At 68.8% G+C, this 21,470-nt stretch carries 16 protein-coding genes; 9 read left to right on the top strand and 7 right to left on the bottom strand.

Features of this window, described 5'->3' with window-relative positions:
* Nucleotides 1-71 precede the first annotated feature (71 nt).
* Nucleotides 72-1,244 (bottom strand): acyl-CoA dehydrogenase family protein, encoded by a 1,173-nt coding sequence (locus tag ABD736_RS06745; RefSeq protein ID WP_344790973.1) that lies wholly within the window; start codon nt 1,242-1,244, stop codon nt 72-74.
* A gap of 57 nt (nt 1,245-1,301) precedes the next feature.
* On the opposite strand from ABD736_RS06745, the gene ABD736_RS06740 reads away from it, so the two are divergent.
* Entirely contained in the window at nt 1,302-2,318 is a 1,017-nt protein-coding gene (locus ABD736_RS06740) for an aldo/keto reductase (protein ID WP_344790972.1), read from the top strand.
* A 13-nt stretch (nt 2,319-2,331) separates the two neighbouring features.
* On the opposite strand, the gene ABD736_RS06735 is transcribed toward ABD736_RS06740, so the two are convergent.
* On the bottom strand, nt 2,332-2,556 hold the full coding sequence (locus tag ABD736_RS06735) for a hypothetical protein (RefSeq protein ID WP_344790971.1): 225 nt from the start codon (nt 2,554-2,556) through the stop codon (nt 2,332-2,334).
* Between the two features lie 48 nt (nt 2,557-2,604).
* On the opposite strand from ABD736_RS06735, the gene ABD736_RS06730 reads away from it, so the two are divergent.
* Both ABD736_RS06730 and ABD736_RS06725 read left to right on the top strand, forming a co-directional pair.
* On the top strand, nt 2,605-3,078 hold the full coding sequence (locus ABD736_RS06730) for a MarR family winged helix-turn-helix transcriptional regulator (protein WP_344790970.1): 474 nt from the start codon (nt 2,605-2,607) through the stop codon (nt 3,076-3,078).
* 227 nt (nt 3,079-3,305) lie between these two features.
* Nucleotides 3,306-4,304, top strand: coding sequence for a type IV toxin-antitoxin system AbiEi family antitoxin domain-containing protein (locus ABD736_RS06725; protein ID WP_344790969.1), 999 nt, complete (start codon nt 3,306-3,308; stop codon nt 4,302-4,304).
* 152 nt (nt 4,305-4,456) lie between these two features.
* Here the strand turns inward: ABD736_RS06725 and ABD736_RS06720 are convergent, their stop codons facing one another.
* On the bottom strand, nt 4,457-5,686 hold the full coding sequence (locus ABD736_RS06720; protein ID WP_344790968.1) for an MFS transporter: 1,230 nt from the start codon (nt 5,684-5,686) through the stop codon (nt 4,457-4,459).
* A 220-nt stretch (nt 5,687-5,906) separates the two neighbouring features.
* On the opposite strand from ABD736_RS06720, the gene ABD736_RS06715 reads away from it, so the two are divergent.
* Nucleotides 5,907-8,402 (top strand): ribonucleoside-diphosphate reductase subunit alpha, encoded by a 2,496-nt coding sequence (locus tag ABD736_RS06715; protein WP_344790967.1) that lies wholly within the window; start codon nt 5,907-5,909, stop codon nt 8,400-8,402.
* Nucleotides 8,403-8,408: 6 nt separating this feature from the next.
* Nucleotides 8,409-9,392: a ribonucleotide-diphosphate reductase subunit beta gene (locus ABD736_RS06710; RefSeq protein WP_344790966.1), complete on the top strand. Its 984-nt coding sequence runs from the start codon at nt 8,409-8,411 to the stop codon at nt 9,390-9,392.
* 111 nt (nt 9,393-9,503) lie between these two features.
* Here the strand turns inward: ABD736_RS06710 and ABD736_RS06705 are convergent, their stop codons facing one another.
* Nucleotides 9,504-9,848: a DUF4190 domain-containing protein gene (locus tag ABD736_RS06705; RefSeq protein ID WP_344790965.1), complete on the bottom strand. Its 345-nt coding sequence runs from the start codon at nt 9,846-9,848 to the stop codon at nt 9,504-9,506.
* Nucleotides 9,849-9,973: 125 nt separating this feature from the next.
* Between ABD736_RS06705 and ABD736_RS06700 the strand changes: the two genes are divergently transcribed.
* On the top strand, nt 9,974-10,861 hold the full coding sequence (locus tag ABD736_RS06700) for a sulfurtransferase (RefSeq protein ID WP_425554996.1): 888 nt from the start codon (nt 9,974-9,976) through the stop codon (nt 10,859-10,861).
* 158 nt (nt 10,862-11,019) lie between these two features.
* Entirely contained in the window at nt 11,020-11,631 is a 612-nt protein-coding gene (locus ABD736_RS06695; RefSeq protein WP_344790964.1) for a hypothetical protein, read from the top strand.
* A gap of 87 nt (nt 11,632-11,718) precedes the next feature.
* Here ABD736_RS06695 and ABD736_RS06690 read toward each other — a convergent pair whose 3' ends face one another.
* Nucleotides 11,719-14,388: a phosphoenolpyruvate carboxylase gene (locus tag ABD736_RS06690; RefSeq protein ID WP_425554995.1), complete on the bottom strand. Its 2,670-nt coding sequence runs from the start codon at nt 14,386-14,388 to the stop codon at nt 11,719-11,721.
* A 71-nt stretch (nt 14,389-14,459) separates the two neighbouring features.
* On the bottom strand, nt 14,460-18,380 hold the full coding sequence (hrpA, locus tag ABD736_RS06685) for an ATP-dependent RNA helicase HrpA (protein WP_344790963.1): 3,921 nt from the start codon (nt 18,378-18,380) through the stop codon (nt 14,460-14,462).
* Nucleotides 18,381-18,531: 151 nt separating this feature from the next.
* Here hrpA and ABD736_RS06680 point away from each other — a divergent pair, with 151 nt between their 5' ends.
* Nucleotides 18,532-19,926 carry an HNH endonuclease signature motif containing protein gene (locus tag ABD736_RS06680; protein WP_344790962.1) on the top strand — a complete coding sequence of 465 codons (1,395 nt, stop codon included), beginning with the start codon at nt 18,532-18,534 and terminating at the stop codon, nt 19,924-19,926.
* Between the two features lie 124 nt (nt 19,927-20,050).
* Nucleotides 20,051-20,548 carry an SRPBCC domain-containing protein gene (locus tag ABD736_RS06675; protein ID WP_344790961.1) on the top strand — a complete coding sequence of 166 codons (498 nt, stop codon included), beginning with the start codon at nt 20,051-20,053 and terminating at the stop codon, nt 20,546-20,548.
* A 4-nt stretch (nt 20,549-20,552) separates the two neighbouring features.
* On the opposite strand, the gene ABD736_RS06670 is transcribed toward ABD736_RS06675, so the two are convergent.
* On the bottom strand, nt 20,553-21,431 hold the full coding sequence (locus tag ABD736_RS06670; protein WP_344790960.1) for an alpha/beta hydrolase family protein: 879 nt from the start codon (nt 21,429-21,431) through the stop codon (nt 20,553-20,555).
* Nucleotides 21,432-21,470: the final 39 nt, after the last annotated feature.

Here is a 21,470-nt window from a genome sequence, read left to right as displayed (position 1 = left end):
ACTGATGTGCCCAGTTGGCGCAGTTGCGTCCGCCACAGCGGGCGCGCGTGCGCCGCATGGCGACAGTCGCGCTAGTCGACGGGCCCGAGCAGCGCGTTCGCCACGGTGTTGTGCGCCGACTCGTCGTCGGAGGGGTGGAAGATGCCGGCGAGCACGTCGCGGTACAGCCGCCCGAGCTCAGACGAGCTGAAATACGACGAGCCGCCCGAGACGCGGATCGCCTTGTCGACCACTTCGCGCGCCGTCTCCGTCGCTCGGATCTTCACGCCGACGAGCTTCGGGAACCACTGCCCGCCGTGGTTCACGAGGTTGTCGACATCGCTCGCGACGGCCTGGATCTGCGGCGCGAGCCCCTCTTGCGCGATCGCCGCCGAGGCGAGGCGGAAGCGGATGTCGGGGTCCTGCGCGTACGGCTTCCCCGTCTTGAGCGAAGTGCGCTTCTTCACCGTCTCGACCGCGAGCTCGAGGGCCCGCGCCCCGATGCCGGTGTAGACCGAGGCGAGCAGCACCTCGAAGTTCGCGAAGATGCCGAACACCAGGCTGTCGGGGTTCGGCCCCGGCGCGAGCCGCCGCACGATGCGATCGGCTGGGGCGACGGCGCCCTTCAGCACCGTGGTGCGCGACTGAGAGGCGCGCATTCCCACGGTGTCCCAGTCGTCTTTGATCTCGACGGTTCCCTCGTCGACGGCGCTGCGGTCGATGAATCCGTAAACCACACGCGGCCCGTCTTCGCTCACCGAGTCGAGCCCGGTCACCCCGAGCCGCGTCCACGCGGGCGAGAGCGAGGTGAAGATCTTGGTTCCCGTGAAGCGGTAGCCGCCGTCTTCCTGCGGCGCGGCCTCGGTCGTCGAGCCGAACAGCACGAGGTCGTTTCCGGCCTCGCTGATGCCGAAGCCGAAGATCTCGTCGGCGCCGGCCTCGCGCAGCACGAAGTCGAGCGAGTCGTCGCCGCGGTCGCGCAGCACCTTCGCCACGCCCGTCCACACGAGGTGCATGTTCACGGCCAGCGCCGTGGCCGGCGCGGCGCCCGCGAGCCGCTGCTGCTCTCTGGCCACCTCGGCGAGAGTCATGCCGAGGCCGCCGTAGCCCGCGGGCACGAAGGCCTTCAGATAGCCGGCGGCCTTCAGCTCAGCCAGATCTTCCGTGAAGAATCCGTTCTCACGGTCGTAATCGGCCGCGCGCGAGCGGATGCGCGCCAGCAGCTCATCGGAAAGAACGGACACACCCGGGATCGACTCAGCCACAGCGCGAGCCTATTCCGAGCCCCCGACATCGCGGGTGACCCACTTAGAGTGGAACGCATGCAGCAACGGACGCTCGGCAGGACGGGACGGGAAGTCTCGGTCATCGGACTCGGAACGTGGCAGCTCGGGGGCGACTGGGGGAGCGTGAGCGAAGTCGACGCGCTGGCGGTGCTCGAGGCATCCGCCGAGGCGGGCGTCACGTTCTTCGACACGGCCGACGTCTACGGCGACGGGCGCAGCGAGTCTCTCGTCGGGCGATTCAAGGCGGCGCATCCGGATGCCGGGATCACGGTGGCGACGAAGATGGGCCGTCGCGTCGACCAGGTCCCCGAGAACTACAACCTGCAGAACTTCCGCGCGTGGCTCGACCGCTCGCGCACCAATCTGCGCGTCGACACCATCGACCTGGTGCAGCTGCACTGCCCGCCGACGCCGGTGTACTCGAACGACGAGGTGTTCGACGCCCTCGACCAGCTCGTCGACGAGGGCGCGATCGCGAACTACGGCGTCAGCGTCGAGACGGCGGCAGAGGCGCTGACGGCCATCGCGCGGCCCAACGTGGCGACGGTGCAGATCATCCTCAACGCCTTCCGCCTCAAGCCGCTCGACGAGGTGCTGCCCGCCGCCCGTGAGGCTGGGGTCGGCATCATCGCGCGCGTCCCGCTCGCCTCTGGCCTGCTCACGGGGCGCTACACGAAGGACACGACCTTCCCCGAGAACGACCACCGCAACTACAACCGCCACGGCGAGGCGTTCGACGTCGGCGAGACGTTCTCAGGCGTCGACTTCGAGACCGGCATCGCCGCCGCTCAGGAGTTCGCCGACGCCGTCGCCCAGCTGCGCGAGGAGTGGAAGATCGAGAACCACGCCCTGCTGACGCCAGCCAAGGCCGCACTCGCCTGGGTCACGCAGCAGCAGGCGGTGTCGACCGTGATCCCCGGCGCGCGCAACGCCGATCAGGCGCTCGGCAACGCCGCCGCGTCGTCCGTGCCCGAGCTCGGGCCGGAGTTCAACGCCCGCGTGCGCGACATCTACGACCGCTACCTGCGGGCGCAGATCCACGACAAGTGGTGAGGTCGCCCGCCGCCTACGCCGCGACCGGGCACACGAGCCGCGTCGGCTCGCGCTGATCGTCGGCGCGCAGCACGGTGTGCGCCGACATCGGGTTCCCGCAGATCGGGCATTTGGCCGCCGCACTGCGCACCTCGGGGGCCTCCGGATGCCCCGCGCCGATATCGGCCGGCCCCGTGAAGGTGCGCACGATGCGGTTCGCCTTCTGATAGAAGCCCCAGAACCCCTTGCGCTCGGCCACGCCGTGTCTCGCTTTCGTTAGTGCACTAATCGTTTGTACACTGATCATATGCCGGATGCCTCGACGAGTGCCAACCCCGACGCCGATCTGCTCGCCCTCGAAAATCAGGTGTGCTTCGCCCTGGCGGTCGCCTCGCGCAGCGTCATCGGCATGTACCGGCCCCTGCTCGAGCCGATGGGGCTCACGCATCCGCAATACCTTGTGATGCTCGCGCTGTGGGAACGCGGGCCGCATTCGGTGCGCGCGCTCGGCGACGCCCTGCGCCTCGAGCCGGCGACGCTGTCGCCGCTGCTGAAGCGCCTTGAGGCGCTCGGCTACGTCCGGCGCGGGCGCTCGCCTGAGGACGAGCGCGCGTTGCGCGTCGAGCTGACGGATGCCGGGCGAGAGCTGCGTGCGGAAGCGCTGAAGGTGCCCCCGGCCGTGATGCGTCTGCTCGGTATGGACGTCGCGGAGCTCGCCGCCCTGCGAGACACCCTGCACACACTGATCGCGGCGGTCGAGGCGGCCCCCGCCCGCGCGTAGTCGTGCCGCCCGGCCCACCTCGCGTCCCGCCCGCCAAGTGTGCCCGATTGGCGCAATGGTGGCCGCTCTGGCGGCCACAATCGCGCCGTCTGGCCGCGGACCCACGCCGTTTGGGCGCACTCGGGCGAACCACCGGTTGCGCGGCACTTGCCCAGCACGGGTTGCGATGGCCCTGAGTTTTGAAGCATCGCGGGATGCCTGCCCGATGAGCCTCTAGAACGGAGTGCATGCATGCGCCTCAGCCGGATTTGACGAGACTGATTCGAGCAAGCCGCGATCCGGCCGCCCTCGTCTCGCATCAAGAGTTCTCCCGTCGGGTGCGTTCGGGTGACTACGAGCGACTCCGCCGCGGGGTCGCGCGCGAGGCGCCCGTTCCGCTCAGCTCCGTCGATCGATTCGATCGCGTGGCGCATGCGCGGTTGCGCTACCTCGATGTCGTCGCGGCCGTGGGAGAGACTCGCCGCGGCCAGGTCGTATTCGCCGGACAGGCCGCGCTGGCGATCTGGGATCTGGCGACCATCGGGTCTCGACCCACGTCTGTCGAGATCCTGGAGCCGCCGGGCTCGGCTCGACGAAGCAAGCGCGGCGTCATCGTTCACCGCATGCCTTTCATGGACGACGAGATTCTGCCGTGGGGGGATCACTTCGTGACATCGCCCGCGCGTACGATCGCCGATCTGGCTCGTTCCGGCGACTTCACGGCGACCGTGGTGGCGCTCGACCATGCTCTTTCGCGTCGGGCGACGAGCGAGCAACGTGTCAGCAAAGATGAGGTTTACGAGTTGCTTGACCGGTATGCGAGCACTCGCGGACTGGCCCGTGCCCGGGCTGCGGTCGAGTTCGCCGACGGGCGTTCGGGCAGCGGGGGCGAGTCGTTGAGCCGCGTGGACATCTACCAGCTCGGTTTCGAGCTGCCCGAACTTCAGGTCAGGCACTCGCATCCGGGTGGGTACTACGACGCAGACTTCGAGTGGCCGGCCACTGCGCAGCGACCACCGACCATTGGCGAGTTCGACGGCCTCATGAAGTACCTGGACGCACGGCTACGCAACGGCGCCGACGCGGCACAGGTGGTTGTGGCTGAGAAAGTCCGTGAGGACTTCCTTCGCGCTGAAGGCAATGGATTCCTGCGTTGGGGCTGGGAAGAGGCGCGGAAGCCGGTCCTGCTCCTGCGTCCCAGACTGCTTCGGGCTGGCATCCGTATCGTTCGACGCCCGATGATCTGAACGTGATGGGCCCATTCGGCCACGACGAGTGCCCGCTTGGCGCAATAGTGCCCGCTGTAGCGGCCACTATTGCGCCAGACGGGCACAGTTCCGGATGGCGCCCGGCACGGGGCGCCGGGCGGGAGCGTAGCGCGCGGGGGCCGGGCGGGCCGTCAGCTCGGCTGGACCGTGATCGGCTCGGTGTCGGGAATGGGGGAGGAGTCCCGGCCGCGCAGATCGGGAAGGTAGCGCACCCCGACCGCGGCCACCACGGTGCCCAGCAGCGCGAAGCCCGCCGAGATGAAGAACGCCGCCTGCGCTCCGTGCGCGTCGATGACGACACCCGCGACCGCCGAGCCGAAGCCGGCGCCGATGAGCTGGCCCGTGCCGATCCACCCGAAGGCCTCTGCCGTGTCGCTGAACTTCACCGACGACGAGGTCATGGCGAACATCGCGGCCAGTGCGGGCGCGATGCCGGCACCTGACACGAGCAGCGCCGGCACCATCCACCACACGTTCAGCCAGATGCTCGCGAGCGCGACGCCGGCGAACATCAGGAGCATGCGCCGCGCGAGCGACCACGGTGACAGCGGCAGGTGCCCGAACGCGAAGCCGCCGACGAGCGAGCCCATCGACCAGATGGCGAGCACCACGCCCGACTCGTAGCCGTGGGCTGAGGCATCCGTACCGGTCCCCTGGAAATTCGCGACGACGGCCGCCTCGACGGCCGAGCACGCGCCGATCAGCAGCAGTCCCACGATCGTCGACAGCAGCACGGTGGGGCGCGTCAGCACCACGCCGAAGCGGCGCTTCGAGCGCGGGATGCGCACGCGGCCGAGCTCGGGCGACAGGATGAACCACAGGCCGCCGAAAACCATGAACGCCGCGCACAGCAGCAGCCCCAGCACAGTCGAGACCTGCGTCGACACGAAGGTGACGACGACCGGGCCCGCGACCCAGATGATCTCTTGCGCCGACGCATCGAGTGAGAACAGGGGCGTCAGCAGCTGGCTCGTCACGAGCTTCGGGTAGATCGTGCGCACGGCCGGCTGGATCGGCGGCGTGGCGAGCCCTGCGACGAACGTCACGAGGACGGTGAGCGGGATCGAGAGGGTGAAGAACGCGATGATCAGGATGCCTGCCGCGCACACCGCGGTCGTCGCGGCGAGCACCGGGCGGATGCCCAGCCGGCCCATCAGCCGACTGGTCAGCGGCCCGGCAACGGCCTGCCCCGCGGCCCCGCCCGCGAGCACCAGCCCGGCGGCCGCGTAGCTGTGATGCACCTGCTCTATGTGCAGGAGCATGCCGAGCGAGAGCATGCCGGAGGGGAAGCGGGCGGTGAGCTGCGCGGCGATGATCCGGGCGACGCCCGGCGTCTTCAGGACACTCGAATACGCGCTCACGGTCTCGCCAGTCTAGCCAGCGGATTCGGCCGCTTTCGGCCTCGCACGCCAATGTCGGGGGTGGCGTCTAGCCTGTGGAGAACGGGCGGAAGTTATGCACAGTTGTGGACGACACGCCCACTAGATGTGGGGGCGAAGGAGATGGGCGGCCCCGCTATATAGTGATCAAGCTGTTTCGGGGAAGTGCAGCGAATCCAAGGGGATAGAAGGAGAAATTGCCGTGGCAATCACCGTTGTCAAGCGTGATGGAACGCGCGAGCCGTACGACGCGAACAAGATCAACCTCGCCATCGAGAAGGCCGCTGAGGGCCTCGACGAGAACATCACGTGGGTGACTCAGATCGCGAGCGAGCTCGAGCTCACTCTCTTCGACGGAATCACCACGCAGCAGCTCGATGAGGCGGTCATCCAGGTCGCGCTGCAGAACGTCAAGGACGACCCTGCCTTCGACACCGTCGCCGCCCGCCTGTTGCTCAAGACCATCTACAAGCGCGTCCTCGGCGACTACGCGACGGACGCCGAGCTGAAGCAGAAGCACCAGGACCAGTTCCGCGCATACGTCGAGCGCGGTGTCGCCGAGCAGCTGCTCGACCCCCGCTTCCCCCAGCTCTTCGACCTGGACCGCCTCGCCCAGGCGATCGAGCCGGTGAACGACCAGCTGCTGCGCTACATCGGCCTGGTCACGCTCAACAACCGCTACAGCATCAAGGCGCGCAACGGTGAGCCGCTCGAGACCCCGCAGTACTTCTGGATGCGCATCGCGATGGGCCTCTCTCTCAACGAGACAGACCCGACCGCCATCGCGCTGGAGTTCTACGAGACGATGTCGCGCCTCGACTACCTCGCCGCGGGCTCGACGCTGGTGAACGCCGGCACCAAGTTCCCGCAGCTCTCCAACTGCTTCGTGATGGAGATGCACGACGACATCGAGCACATCGCGAAGTCGGTGCGCGACGTGATGTGGATCACGAAGGGCACCGGCGGCATCGGCCTCTCGGTGACGAAGCTGCGCTCGCAGGGCTCGCCGATCCGCTCGAACAACACCGTCTCGACCGGCCCGATCCCCTTCATGCACACGATCGACTCGGTGCTGCGCGCGGTCAGCCGCGGCGGCAAGAAGTTCGGCGCCCTCGCCTTCTACATGGAGAACTGGCACCTCGACTTCCCCGACTTCCTCGACCTGCGCCAGAACTCGGGTGACCCGTACCGCCGCACCCGCACCGCCAACACCGCCGTCTGGATCTCCGACGAGTTCATGAAGCGCGTGCAGAACGACGAGCCCTGGTACCTGTTCGACCCGCTCGAGGTGAGCGACCTCAACGAGCTCTACGGCAAGGCGTTCTCCGAGCGCTACGCGTTCTACGCGGCAGAGGCCGAGGCCGGCCACATGCGCATGTTCAAGAAGCTGCCGGCGCGCCAGCAGTTCAAGGACATCCTGATGAGCCTGCAGACCACGGCACACCCGTGGCTGACCTGGAAGGACACGATCAACAACCGTGCCCTCAACAACAACACCGGCACGATCCACCTCTCGAACCTGTGCACCGAGATCTGCCTTCCGCAGGACATCGACAACATCGCGGTCTGCAACCTCGCGTCGATCAACCTGCCGCGCCACCTGCGTGCAGACGGCACCTTCGACTGGGATTCGATCAAGCGCTCGGTGCGTCTCGCGGTTCGCCAGCTCGACAACCTGATCGACATCACCATGTCGTCGGTGCCCGAGGCTGACAACGCGAACCTCAACAACCGCGCCATCGGCCTCGGCATGATGGGCTACACCGACGTCGTCGAGAAGCTCGGCCTGCCCTACGACTCGGAAGAGGCGTACGAGCTCATCGACGAGGTGGCCGAGCGCATCTCCTACTACGCGATCGAGGAGTCCGTCGACCTCGCCGCCGAGCGCGGGGCGTATCCGAACTTCGCCGGGTCGCGGTGGAGCCAGGGCCTCGTGCCGTTCGACACCCTCGACATCACCGAGAAGGACCGCGGTGTGCCGATCGAGGTCAGCCGCCGCACCACGCTCGACTGGGACTCGCTGCGCCAGCGGGTCAAGGGCGGCGTGCGCAACGCGACCCTGATGGCGGTCGCGCCGACCGCGTCGATCGGTCTCGTCGCAGGCACCACCCCCGGTTTCGACCCGCAGTTCTCGCAGATCTTCAGCCGCGCCACCTCGAACGGCAAGTTCCTCGAGGTGAACCGCAACCTGGTCGCCGCTCTGCAGGAGCGCGGGCTGTGGGAGCAGGTGCGCGAGCAGGTGCTGCGCAGCCAGGGCGACATCCAGGGCATCGCCGCGATCCCCGATGAGATCAAGCGCGTCTACAAGACGAGCTTCCAGCTCTCGCCGATCGCGTTCCTCGAGGTCGCGGCGCGCGCCCAGAAGTGGATCGACCAGGCGATCAGCCGCAACATGTACCTCGAGACGCGCGACCTCACCGACATGGTCGACATCTACACCGAGGCGTGGAAGCGCGGCGTGAAGACGACCTACTACCTGCACATGAAGCCGCGTCACCAGGCCGAGCAGTCGACCGTTCGCGTCAACAAGAGCGAAGAGATCGGCGGGGCACGCAAAGGCTTCGGCGCAGCGAGCGCCGGCCAGGCATCCCCGGCATCGCCCGCCGCTGAGCCCGCGGCAGCAGGCGCGCCCGCGCGTCGCGGCTTCGGCTTCGGCGGCCTGACCTCCTCCTCCAACTCCGACTCGGAAGGCAAGTAAGCACCAATGGGAATCCTGGGCACAGGCGTCAAGGACGGACTGCTCCTCAAGCCGATCACCTACAAGTGGGCGATGGACCTCTACGACCAGGCGGTCGCGAACACGTGGTTCCCGAACGAGATCCAGCTCGGTGAGGACCTCGCCGACTTCAAGCGGATGACGGACGAAGAGCGCCACGCCGTCACCTTCCTGATCTCGTACTTCAACCCGAACGAGCTGCTCGTCAACAAGGCCCTGGCCTTCGGCGTCTACCCGTACGTGAACGCGCCTGAGGCGCACCTCTATCTCGCGAAGCAGATGTGGGAAGAGGCCAACCACTGCATGTCGTTCGAGTACGTGCTCGAGACGTTCCCCATCGACCGCGACGAGGCGTACAACGCGCACGTCGACATCCCGTCGATGGCCCGCAAAGAGGAGTTCGAGGTCAAATTCATCCGTCGCATGACGGAGGAGACCCTCGACATCACGACGACGCAGGGGAAGCAGGACTTCATCCGCAACCTCGTCGCCTACAACATCATCCTCGAGGGCATCTGGTTCTACTCGGGCTTCATGGTGGCGCTCTCGTTCCGCCAGCGGAACCTGCTGCGCAACTTCGGCTCGCTCGTCGACTGGATCGTGCGCGACGAGTCGCTGCACCTGAAGTTCGGCATGAACCTGATCCTCACGGTGCTCGACGAGAACCCCGACCTGCAGACGCCCGAGTTCGCGAACGAGATCAAGCAGATGATCCTCGACGCGGTCGAGATGGAAGAGCAGTACAACCGCGACCTGCTGCCCGGCGGCATCCTCGGCCTCAACGCGAACTACATCAACCAGTACGTGCGCTACCTGGCCGACCGCCGCCTCGAAGAGCTCGGCTTCGAGCCCGAGTACAAGGTGAGCAACCCCGCCAAGTGGATGGCCACTGCGAACGACACGCTCGAGCTGGTCAACTTCTTCGAGTCGACCAACACCTCGTACGAGTCGAACGCGAAGGCGTCGAGCTAAGCGCCGAGCGCGCCAGGCGCGCATCGAGTCGCGCGCAACGCGCAACGAGCAATGCGCAAGGGGAAAGCCCCGAGGCTGTGAGGCCTCGGGGCTTCCCGCTGTCGATGCGACTCAGTATGTGGTGCCGCTGTTGACGAGAGCGGCCGCCGCTGCGAACGAGATGATCGCGACGACGACGCTGAGCACGAGGAAGACGATGCCCAGGATCAGTCCCCACAGTGCGAGGCCGTGACCGCGCTCGCCGGTCTTCTTGATCTGGTTGAGCGCAATGGCCGAGACGATGATCCCGGCGATCGAGACGATGAAGGAAAGGATGAAGCCCACGATCGCGAGCGTGTTGTAGCGCGGCTGGGCCGGAGCGTAGCCGCCATACTGCCCGGCGGGCGCCGCGGGTGCGGCAGGTGCGGGCGGCGCGGTCGGTGCGGCGCTCGGGTCTTGCGACTGGAAGTCGGACATGGTCGTTCCTTTCGAAGCGGACACGGGTGGTTCCCCGAGGCTGAGATTAGCCTGTGAATCGCGGCCGGCGGCGCATTGTTTCGTGACGTTTTTGCGAAGCATCCGTTCGTCGTAGCGTCGAGTGCGTGACCCACAGCGAACGCCCGATCCTGACCGACCCAGCCGAGCTCGAAACCGCACTGCGCGACGGGCGCTACCCAGACGGAGGCCCCGTGCGCGTGCTCGATGTGCGCTGGGGCGGCGTCGCGCGGCCGGCTGACAAGCCGGACGGTCGCGAGGCCTTCGAGCTCGGGCACATCCCCGGCGCGGTCTACGTCGACCTCGAGACAGAGCTCGCACTGCCGCCCGAGCGGCGCACCCCGCAGGATGGCAGGCACCCGCTGCCCGAGCTCGACGAGCTGCAGCAGGCCGCGCGCAGCTGGGGCATCGACCCGGGCGACACCGTCGTCGTCTACGACGACCTCAAGAACCTGTCGAGCGCGCGGGCGTGGTGGCTGCTGCGCTACGCGGGCGTTGCCGACGTGCGGCTGCTCGACGGCAGCCTGCGCGCGTGGACGGCCGCCGGGCACCCGCTCGAGACGGGCACCGGAGACGCGCCGATTCCCGGAACGGTGACGCTCGAATACGGCGCGCTGCCGGTGATCCCGCTCGATGAGGTCGCCGCGTTCGCGGCATCCGGTGTTCTGCTCGATGCCCGCGCAGGTGACCGCTTCCGCGGCGAGGTCGAACCGATCGACCCGCGTGCCGGCCACATCCCGGGCGCGGTGAGCGCTCCGACGACCGCGAACGTCGATGCGAACGGCCGGTTCCTGACGCCGGGCGAGCTGCGTGCGCGATTCGAAGAACTGGGGGTGACGGATGCCTCACCCGTCGGTGCCTACTGCGGAAGCGGCGTCACGGCGGCGCACGAGGCGGTGGCGCTGACGCTGGCCGGCTTCGCGCCCGCGGTGTACCCCGGGTCTTTCAGCCAGTGGTCGAACCACCCGGAACTTCCGGTCAAGACCGGCGAATAGCACCAGGCTACCCCCTTGCCGCGCACGAGCCGCAGAGTGATGATCTAGGGATCATCGACACGAGCGAGGTCGCAATGAGTTCACGCATTTCGACACCGGATTACCTTCCGCGGCTCGGCGCGGGGCGGCACCGTACGCCGCGCCGTGGAGCCTGCTTCATGGAATTCGCCTCGTACCTGGCGGGGGAGCGCTGGAGCGACCACCCCGGGTGCACCGATCCTGTGCTGGCGGCGCTGGCGCGGGCCGTCAACGATCTGATCAGCGACGTTCGCCGGCAGGAGCTTCTGCAGGACGTGCCGCGCGTCATCGGCCTCACCGGCTCGACCGTAGGCATGCTGCGGGTCGCCGCGAGCGCCGCGGCGTCGGCACTTCCGGTTTCGAGCATGCACCGGCAGCACGCGCTGGCGGTCGGCCTGCGCGCAGCCCTCGGGGCGCTCGATCAGCTCGGCGTCGAGGCGCCCGAACTGCGGGCGCGCGCTGAGGCGGCGTTCGCGGCGGCGCCGGGTGCGGTGGACTGGGTCGCCCGGCACGCCGAGTTCAACGCGAGCATCCCGATCGGGCGTCAGGAGCGCGCCGGGCTTGAGATCGTGCGCGTCGCCGCGTGCGGTATCGCCGAAGCGTGCGTGTGGGACGCCGACGACCGGCTGATCGACATGCTGCGCACGGCGATCGCCGAGCTAGAGAAGACCAAGAAGCCGACGAAGCGCACGGCGGTGCAGGTCGCGCTTCCTCGCGAAGAAGCGCGGCCTGAGGCATCCGTCATCGCATAGACGACGTTGCGCCACCAGGTTCCGCTTTGCGCTACTCGGATCCGAGTGGCGCAAAGCGGAAGCCGGTGGCGCACGCAGCGCGGTGAATCAGCCCGTGTTCTGCAGGCCCGCGGCCACGCCGTTGACTGCGAGCAGCATGAGCCGGTGCGGCCGGTCCTCGGCGTCAGCCGAGCCGGTCGCGCGGATCTCGCGCAGCGCACGCAGCTGCAGCAGCGACAGCGCGTCGACGTAGGGCGAACGCAGCTGCACGGCGCGCTGCAGCACGGCGCGGCCCTCGAGCAGCTCGGTGTGGCCTGACGTCAGCAGCACCTGCTCGCGCGTCAGCGCCATCTCGTCGAGCACGAGCTGGGCCAGATCCTCACGGCTGTCGAGCGCGAGGTAGCGGCGGGCGAGGCGCTCGTCGGTCTTTGCGAGCGACATCTGCACGTTGTCGATCATGGTGCCGAACAGCGGCCACTCGTTGTACGCCTTGTGCAGCAGCTCTGCGTCGCCGATCGAGGCGAGCGCCGTGCCGAGGCCGAACCAGCCGGTGAGGTTGACGCGGGCCTGTGACCACGCGAACACCCACGGAATGGCGCGCAGGTCCTCGAGCGACTCGAGCGAGAGGCCACGGCGGGCGGGGCGCGAGCCGAGCGAGAGCAGGCCGACCTCTTCCTGCGGCGTCACACGCCCGAACCACTGGGCGAAGCCGTCGGCCTTGACCAGCTCGAAGAACCGCGCGCGGCTCGCCTCGTCGAGGCGTGTCGCGAGAGCCGAGTAGGTGACGGATGCCTGCTCGTTGCGCGCCTGGTTGGAGGGCGCCTCGGCCAGCAGCGTGGCGCTGGCCATCTGCTCGAGGTGGCGGGCGGCGATGGTCTGGTCGCCGTACTGGGCGAAGATGACCTCGCCCTGCTCGGTGAGCTTGAAACGGCCCTCGACCGAGTGCGGCGGCTGCGCCAGCACGGCCTCGTTGGCCGGGCCGCCGCCGCGGCCGAGAGCGCCGCCGCGGCCGTGGAAGAGGGTCAGCTCGATGTCGTTGCGCTTGGCCCACGCGGCGATGCGGCTCTGTGCGTCGTAGAGCGCGAGGGTGGCGGAGACCGGCCCGACGTCCTTCGACGAGTCGGAGTAGCCGAGCATCACCTCGAGGCGGCGGCCGGTCGCGGCCAGGCGTGCCTTGACAGGCTCGAGCTCGATCAGCCCGTCGAGGATGTCGGTCGAGTTGTTGAGGTCGGCGAACGTCTCGAAGAGCGGAATGACGTCGAGCACCGGGGCGGCTTCGGCCGAGCCGAGTGCACGCTTCGCAAGCTCGTAGACGTTCGCCAGGTCTTCGGCGGACTGAGTGAACGACACGATGTAGCGGCGCGCGGCGTCGACGCCGAAGCGCTTCTGCAGTGCGGAGATCGTGTGGAAGACCTCGAGCACCTCGTCGGCGAGCTCCGAGCGCGGGCTTCCGGAACGCAGCTCTTCGAGCACCTGGCGGTGCACCTTCGAGTGCTGCCGTACTTCGAGGTCGGCGAGGTGGAACCCGAAGGTCTCGACCTGCCAGATGAGGTGCTGCAGCTCGCCGGAGGCGGCGCGATCTGCACCGCCCTCGCGCAGTGATGACTGGATGATCCGCAGCTCGCCGAGCAGCTCTTCGGGGCTCTCGTAGGCCAGGTCGGCGTCGCGGGTGCGGGTCGCGATGATGCGGCGCGTCACGAAGAGCAGCGCGCGGCGGTGCGGCTCGGTGTGCGAGCGCTGCTCGAGCTCGTCGGCGGCGAAGCCGGCGAGGGCGCGCTGGCGGGCCCACAGGTCGGTGAGGGCGGCCGACGGCGGCGTGTCCTCAGCGGAGATGGTCAGGGTGCGCCCGATGCGGGTCGCGGCGTGCTCGTAGCCGAGCAGCACGTGCTCGCTCGCGATCTGCGCGGCCTGGCGGGTGACCTTGGCGGTGACGAACGGGTTGCCGTCACGGTCGGCGCCGATCCACGAGCCGTAGCGCACGAACGCCTTGGCAACGGCGGGCGCCTTGCCGGCCTCATCGCCGAGCAGCCAGTCGTCGAGCGCGCGGTAGACGCGCGGCACGACCTGGAACAGCGAGGTGTCGAACACATTCATCGCCGTGCGCACCTCGTCGACCGGGGTCGGCTTCTGGGCGCGCAGCGGGCTCGTGCGCCAGAGCGTGTCGATCTCTTCGAGCAGGCGGCGCTCATTCTCGAGGCCGGCCGCATAGCCGAGGCGCGGGTCGTCGCGCTCGGCCAGCAGCTCGGCGATGCGGCGGATCGCGCCCGAGATCGCGGGGCGACGCGCCTCGGTCGGGTGGGCGGTGAGCACCGGGTGGAAGCGCAGGGCGGCGACGCGACGCGCGGTCTCTTCTGCGCCGACCTCGCTGGTCAGCTGAGTGATCGCGCCGGCGAAGGTATCGGTGCGCGTCTCGGCGCGGCCCGGCACGTCGCGCTCGCGCAGGCGACGGATGCGGTGCTGCTCCTCGGCGAGGTTCACGAGGTGGAAGTAGGCGGTGAAGGCGCGGGCGACCTGCTCGGCGCGCTCAGGGGTGAAGCTCTCGACGAGGGCTTCCGCTTCCTCGAAGCGCTGCTGGTCGTCGTCCTCGTACGCGGCAATGGTCAGCGCGCGAAGGTGCTCGACGTCGTCGAGCAGGCTCGGGTCGACCGCAGAGAGCACACGCCCGAGCAGACCGCCCAGGGTGCGCACGCTGGCGCGGAGGGATTCGTCGACCTCGGCACGGACGGAGTCGCGGCGGCGAGAGGGCGACGGTGCGATGGTTGGCTGAAGGTCGCTCACGTGCGTCAGGTTACGTGACGCGCAGGCGCTCAGGCGAATTGGCCGGTTACACGGGCGTTACGGTATGCGCCTCACTCAGCCAGCACCTTGACGATCCGCTGCAGTGACACGCTCTCTGCCGTGCCCAGCGGCTGGGCGAACAGGCTGATGCGCAGCTCCTCAAGCATCCAGCGAGCATGACGGATGCCTGGGCGCGCACCCGGCTGCAAGGGAAGCGTGCCCCCGGCATCCGTGTACCTCGCTGTCGCGTTCTGCACCTCGGTGAGCCACACGCGGTCGCGCCCCGGGTTGTCGGGCAGCTTCTCGACGCGCCAGGTGATGCCGTTCAGGTAGCGCGGCAAGTGGCGAAGCTGCGCCCGGCCCGTCGCCGAGATGAAGCCGGGGTAGACGAGGTTCGCGAGCTGCTGCTTGGCGTCGGCGAGCGGCGCGAGCAGGGCCATGCTGCTCGTCTGCGACAGCGCCTTCTCTGCCTTGCGGGCCGCCGTGAGCGTCGCGGCGACCTGCTTCACGGTGTCGAACATGGCGTCGAGGACGACGGCGGATGCCTGATCGCGCACGCGCTCGTAGTCGGTGCGCGTGAAGACCATGCCCCGGGTCTCATCCGTCTCGAGCACCTCGTCGACCACTGCCGCGAGGCAGTCGGCGAACAGCGCGGGGGTGCTCGCGTAGGGCCCGGTCGCGAGCGCCAGCTTCTCGGGGGCGGTCAGGTGCTCCTGCACATATGAGGCGGGCGAGGGGATCTCGTTCAGCAGCAGGCGTCGTACTCCGCGCGGGTGCTGCCTGGCCTGCTCGGCCGGGGTCGCGAGGATCCGCAGCGCGACCGTGCCGCGCTCGTCGACGAGGGCCGGGTAGCCACGCACGGTGTTCTGCAGACCGCCGACCTTGGTGTCGACCTGGCGCGGCAGCTCGCGCATGTCCCACTCGGGCACGCTCGCGCGCTCCAGCGCGTCGGGGATGCGCGCGCCCGCGACGGCGGCCACCGAGTCGCGGGCCTTGGTCGCGAAGCGCTGCTGCAGTGCCTTCAGGTCCTTCGAGCGGCCGAGGCGCTTGCCACGCTGGTCGATCACGGCGAAGGTCGGGCGCAGGTGCGAGGGGATGCGCCCCAAGTCGAAGTCGTTCGCGTCGACCGGGGCGTAGGTGAGCTTCTTGATCGCGGCCGCCACCACCTCCGCGAAGGAGCGGCCGTCGGGCTCGCTCGGCAGCTCGGCGACGATCTTCGCCGCCCAGTCGGCCGCGGGAACGACGGAGCGCCGCAGCACCTTCGGCAGCGAGCGGATCATCGCGGTCACGAGCTCGGCGCGCAGCCCGGGCACCTGCCAGTCGAAGCCGGCAGGGGTGAGCCGAGCGAGCAGCGGAAGCGGAACCGTGACCGTGACGCCGTCGTCCTCGGCGCCCGGCTCGAATCGGTACGACAGCGCGAACCGCTGGTCGCCCTGTCGCCAGATGCTCGGGAAGGCGGCCTGGTCGACGAGCTCTTCCGGCGAGTCGTCGCCGAGAAGCATCCGCTCGGTCATCGTCAGGAAATCGGGGTTCTTGGCACGCTCGTCGCGCCACCAGCGCTCGAAGCTGCGGGTGTCGACGACGTCGCGCGGCACGCGCTCGTCGTAGAACGCGAAGACCGCCTCATCGCCGTCCAGGATGTCGCGGCGGCGCGCCTTCTCTTCGAGCTGCGCGATGCGCTTCACCAGCGCGCGGTTGGCGCGGTCGAAGGCGAACAGCTGGCCCTTGCGCTCGCCCGGCCACTCGCCGTCGACGAGCCCGTGGCGCAGGAACAGCGTGCGCGCATAGGCCTGATCGATGCGGGCGAACTGCACGCGGCGGCGCTCGATGATCGGAACGCCGAAGAGCGTGACGCGCTCGTAGGCGACGGCCGCGCCCTGGTTCTTCTCCCAGTGGGGCTCTGAATAGGTGCGCTTGAGCAGGGCGTCGCCCGCGATCGGCTCGGCCCACGCGGGGTCGATCGCGGCGTTGACCCGCGCGAACAGGCGGCTGGTCTCGACGAGCTCGGCGCTCATCAGGGCGGTCGGCTGCTTCTTCGCGAGGGCAGAGCCGGGGAAGATCACGAAGCGCGTGCCCCGTGCACCGGCGTAGTCCTTCTTCTGCAGGTCGCGCAGGCCGAGGTGGCTGAGCAGGCCTGCGAGCAGTGACTTGTGGATGCCGTCGGGGTTCACGGCCGGCTCGCCGACAGTCAGGTGCAGTTCCTTCGCCATGCGGCGCAGCTGGCGATAGACGTCCTGCCACTCGCGCACGCGCAGATAGTTGAGAAACTCGGCCTTGCAGAGTCGCCGGAACGCGCTGGAGCTCAGTTCGCGCTGCTTCTCTTCGAGGTGGTTCCAGAGGTTGAGCAGGGTGAGGAAGTCGCTGGTCGGGTCGACGAAGCGCGCGTGCAACTGATCGGCGGTGCCGCGGCGCTCAACGGGGCGCTCGCGGGGGTCCTGGATCGTGAGGCCGGCGACGATCGCCATGACCTCACGGGTCGTGCCGTGGCGCCGGCTCTCGAGCACCATGCGAGCGAAGCGCGGGTCGATGGGGAGACGCGAGAGTTCGCGGCCGGTGCGGGTGAGCCGCAGCTCGGCGCCTCGGCCCTGTAAGGCGCTTCGCTCTTTGTTCGCGTCCTTCGGCCGCGAGTGCGCTGCCGCGCTGATCGCCCCGAGCTCCGTCAGCAGATCGAGCCCGTCCTTCACGCCGCGCGGATCGGGCATGGTGAGGAACGGGAAGCTCTCGATGGCGCCGAGGCCGAGCGAGATCATCTGCAGGATGACGGCGGCAAGGTTCGTGCGCAGGATCTCGGGCTCGGTGAACGCGGGGCGTTTGCTGAAGTCGTCTTCCGAGTACAGGCGGATCGCGATGCCGTCGCTCGTGCGCCCCGCGCGGCCGCTGCGCTGCGTGGCGGAGGCCTGGCTGATCGCCTCGATCGGCAGGCGCTGCACCTTGGCGCGCGTCGAGTAGCGCGAGATGCGCGCCGTGCCGGTGTCGATCACGTACTTGATCCCCGGCACCGTCAGGCTGGTCTCGGCCACGTTGGTGGCCAGCACGATGCGGCGACGGATTCCTGGCCGGGCGCTCGTCTCGAAGACCTTGTGTTGCTCGGCGGCGCTCAGGCGGCCGTAGAGGGGGAGCACTTCCGTGCTGTCGGCCTTGCCCTGCCGGGTGAGGTGGCCGCGGATCGCGTCTGCGGCATCCTTGATCTCGTTCTCACCGGAGAAGAAGACGAGCACGTCGCCGGGTTTCTCGCGGGCGAGCTCGTCGAGGGCGTCGAGGATGCCCTGGTTCATGTCGCGGTCGACGGCGGGGGAGCCGCTGGCCGCTGGCCGACTCTGCGAAGCCGAATGGAGACCCGGCTCGGCATCCACATCGTCGTCTTCAACGTCCTCAGCCACGAGCGGCCGGTACCTGATCTCGACGGGATAGGTGCGCCCCGAGACCTCGATGATCGGCGCCGGTGTGCCGTCCGGTTTCGCGAAGTGTTTCGCGAACGACTCCGGGTCGATCGTCGCCGAGGTGATGATGACCTTGAGGTCGGGGCGGCGGGGCAGGAGTCGGGCCAGGTAGCCCAGCAGGAAGTCGATGTTGAGGCTGCGTTCGTGGGCCTCGTCGATGATGATCGTGTCGTAGGCCGTGAGGTCGCGATCGCGGTGCATCTCGTTGAGCAGGATGCCGTCGGTCATCAGCTTGATGCGGGTGCTGCTGCTGACCTGGTCGGTGAAGCGCACCTTGTAGCCGACGGTCTGCCCGACGGTCTCGCCGAGCTCGTCGGCGATGCGCTCGGCGATGGTGCGTGCGGCGAGGCGTCGCGGCTGGGTGTGGCCGATGCGCTCACGGCCGATGCTGAGGGCGATCTTCGGCAGCTGCGTCGTCTTCCCGGAGCCGGTCTCGCCCGCCACGATGACGACCTGGTGGTCGCGGATCGCCGCCGCGATCTCATCGCGCTTCGCGCTGACCGGCAGTTCGGCAGGGAAGCGGATTTCGAGAGGGGGAGCGGTGTCGGACATGCCTCGTAGAGTCTCGCATGAGTGCGCACAAGGGCGGGCGGATGTCTTGGCCGGGCGGGCTTGTGGAGAAGTCGGCGCGCTGGGGTCGCATGTGAATAAGTATTCGTAACTACGTCTTCCAATTCGAAGTTGTGTTCGGTAGACTCGGGGCATGTCGAAGGTCGGGTCTGCCGCATGCGGGGCGCTTGCGCGCCTGGCGGGTGTGCTGCCGGTGGACCCTGCGGTTTTGACGGATGGGCAGTTGGTGCGGTTCGTGGAGCAGGTCGAGGAGGCGGGCCGGCAGATCGACGCCTTGCGGCTGGCGGCGGCCGCTGCCGTGCAGGAGCGCTCCGAGGACGGGGCGCCAGATTCTCTGGCCAGGCGGTTGGGATTCAAGACCGCCGCCGGGGCGATTCAGGGTTTGACCAAGAGTTCGGGCAAGGAAGCTCAGAAGCTCGTCGCGCAGGCGACCGAGTTGAAGAAGCTGCCGGCGGTCGAGGCCGCGGTGCTGGACGGGCGGATCGGGCGGGAGGCGGCGGCGGCGATCAGCTCGGAGCTCACGAAGGCCGCCGGGAAGGATCTCGGCCGTGCGGATGCCGTTCAGGTGGCCCAGGTCGAGGCGGAACTCGTCGAACTGGCAGTGACCGCGGGCGCGGATGAGGTGAAGGCCAAGGCGGCGGAGAAAGCCGCCCTGCTGGATGTTCGGGTCGTCGAGGACACGGCGGCGAAGGCGATGGCGGAGCGGTTCTTCGCGGTCGGCCCCACCATCGACGGCGCCGCGAAGGTGTCCGGCCTGCTGCCAGCCGGGCACGCCGCCGTCATCCGCGGGGTCTTCGACGCGTTCATCAACCCGAAAGGGAAGAAGACCGTCACCTTCACTCCCGCCGACGAGCAGCTGCCTTCTGATGGGCGCACGGCCGGGCAGAAGCGGGCGGACCTGTTCCGGGATATCTGCGCCGCCCAGGCGCGCTCGGCCGAGGTGCCGGAGATGGGTGGGGACCACCCCACCGTGTGGATCTCCACCACCGTCAAAGAGCTGCAGTCGGGTGAGGGGTTGGCGTTCTACGCCGGCACCCCCGAACCCGTGCCTGTGGCTGAGGCCGAGCAGGCCGCCTGCGCGGGCGGGATCCAGACGGTGATCTTCGGCGACGACGGGCAGGTGCTGCGCCTGGGCCGCAGCGTGCGCGGGTTCACCCGCCGCCAAAGGCGCGCGATCGCCCTGCGGGACGGGGGCACCTGCCTGATCCCGGGGTGCACGGTGCCCGCGCAGTGGTGCGAGGTGCACCACGTGATCAGCTTCAAGGACGGCGGCAACACCGACCTCGACAACGGCGTCCTGCTGTGCTGGTTCCACCACCACGAAATCGACACCGGACCCTGGCACATCCGCATGATCAACGGCACCCCCGAAGTCCGCTACACGCACGGCGGGCGGGTCATCGACTGGACAACCGCCGGAGATGGCACAGCCGCACGACTCAAACAGCACGCCGGAGCACCACCCGGAGTGCCACCCGGAGCACCACCAGGGACACCGCCCGGAGCACCAGAACCACGCGGCGAATAGCCCGGAGCGGAGCCGCTGGAAAGTGTCGTCCGGGCCATCGAGACGGCGCGCGGCAGGCGAGTACCGCTGTGAAGCTGAGGCGCCCGGACTAGTGCGCCCGCCGCGACCGGCGGAACATGGGGGCATGTCGGTGCCTGAGTACAGCTACGTGACCTACATCCGTGCGACCGCCGAGCAGGTGTGGCGTGCTCTCACCGATGCCGACGTCACGGCCAGGTTCTGGGGCCATGCGCAGGTGTCTGACTGGAACGTCGGCAGCCGAGTCGAGCATGTGCGTGTCGACGGCTCGGGAGTCGTCGATGCCGCAGGCGTCGTGCTCGCCGTCGAAGCGCCTACCCGGCTCTCGTTCACCTTCGGCGAGCCGAGGGAGGTCGATGACCCGACCATCCAGCAGAGCGTGGTCACGTTCGACATCGACGAGTTCCGCGACATCGTCCGCGCCTCGGTCACCCACAGTGGCTTCGCCACCACGGCGGATCGCGACGCCATCAGCGAGGGCTGGCCGACGGTGTTCGCCAACCTCAAGACGCTGCTCGAGACCGGCGAGGTGCTGCCGACACCGCCGTGGGAGTTCCACGCCGTGAGACGTGCCGCCCAGATGGCGCGGCACGATCCGAATTGACGCCCTACGACTGCTCGGTCGCGACCGGGTGCTTTCTCGCCCAGTCCTGCATCACATCGAGCACGGCGTCCGAGTTCTGGCGAGGCCAGCGCACGTGATCCCAGGGGCGGCCGGCATTGGCATCCGTACCCAGATGAACGTGCTCGGGCGTGGCGGGGCCGACCCGCGAACCCAGCATGTCCACCGCACGCGGCGAGACCAGCGTGTCGCCCGCGAACGACAGCTGGAGCACCGGAACGTCGATGTGACGCAGCGCCTCTTCATAGTCCGTGTCGGTGTTCGCGAAGATGAAGCGGCCGGTGCGTGCCTCGCGATGCCAGTCGCGCATCATCGTCTTCGGCTGCCGGTCGCCGAACCCCAGCTTGTCGCCGGGAAAATAGCCCCAGACCTGCGTGATCGTGCGCGCCCACGGGGTCACGAGCCGGCGCTGCGTGCGGGCGACGAAGCCGTCGCGCGTGCTGTGGTGGCCTGCACCGCTCGCGGCCGTCATGATGCGCTCGGGGCGCAGGATGCCGGCCCCCGTCGCCGTCAGCGCGAGCAGCCCGCCCAGGCTGTGCCCGACGACCGTGAGGTGCTCGACCTCGCCGAGGGGCGACTGCCGGAACGCCGCGGGAATGTCCTGCTCGATGAGCGTCGCGTAGCCCCAGTCGTGCTTGCGCATGTCCGTCGTCGAGGTGCGCGGGCGGCCGCGCATCTCCAGGCCGAAGATATGGATGCCTCGGGCGGCAGCCTTTTCGAAGAGCGGCGTGTAGTACCCGATCGGAACGCCGAGCGCCGGCAGGAAGAGGACCGCGGCCGAGGAATCCTCTCGCCCCTGCGCCGCGTACTCGTCGACGACGGTCCGCGTGCCATCGGGCGCGGTGATCGGGTGCTCCGTTGCCATTCGCCCACGCTAACCGCGGGCCGCGGCGCTCTCGTTGCG

The organism is Gryllotalpicola daejeonensis (assembly GCF_039538145.1).
Taxonomy (GTDB): domain Bacteria; phylum Actinomycetota; class Actinomycetes; order Actinomycetales; family Microbacteriaceae; genus Gryllotalpicola; species Gryllotalpicola daejeonensis.
The sequence above is the reverse complement of the archived record's forward strand: the minus strand, read 5'-3'. Positions and strand labels throughout refer to the sequence as shown.

What these genes read in the sequence shown, in the direction of transcription:
- ABD736_RS06670 (WP_344790960.1), bottom strand. Translation starts at nt 21,431, where the DNA reads ATGGCAACGGAGCACCCGATCACCGCGCCCGATGGCACGCGGACCGTC.
- ABD736_RS06705 (WP_344790965.1), bottom strand. Translation starts at nt 9,848, where the DNA reads ATGTCCGACTTCCAGTCGCAAGACCCGAGCGCCGCACCGACCGCGCCG.
- ABD736_RS06730 (WP_344790970.1), top strand. Translation starts at nt 2,605, where the DNA reads ATGCCGGATGCCTCGACGAGTGCCAACCCCGACGCCGATCTGCTCGCC.
- hrpA (WP_344790963.1), bottom strand. Translation starts at nt 18,380, where the DNA reads ATGTCCGACACCGCTCCCCCTCTCGAAATCCGCTTCCCTGCCGAACTG.
- ABD736_RS06695 (WP_344790964.1), top strand. Translation starts at nt 11,020, where the DNA reads ATGGAATTCGCCTCGTACCTGGCGGGGGAGCGCTGGAGCGACCACCCC.
- ABD736_RS06675 (WP_344790961.1), top strand. Translation starts at nt 20,051, where the DNA reads ATGTCGGTGCCTGAGTACAGCTACGTGACCTACATCCGTGCGACCGCC.
- ABD736_RS06710 (WP_344790966.1), top strand. Translation starts at nt 8,409, where the DNA reads ATGGGAATCCTGGGCACAGGCGTCAAGGACGGACTGCTCCTCAAGCCG.
- ABD736_RS06740 (WP_344790972.1), top strand. Translation starts at nt 1,302, where the DNA reads ATGCAGCAACGGACGCTCGGCAGGACGGGACGGGAAGTCTCGGTCATC.
- ABD736_RS06725 (WP_344790969.1), top strand. Translation starts at nt 3,306, where the DNA reads ATGCATGCGCCTCAGCCGGATTTGACGAGACTGATTCGAGCAAGCCGC.
- ABD736_RS06680 (WP_344790962.1), top strand. Translation starts at nt 18,532, where the DNA reads ATGTCGAAGGTCGGGTCTGCCGCATGCGGGGCGCTTGCGCGCCTGGCG.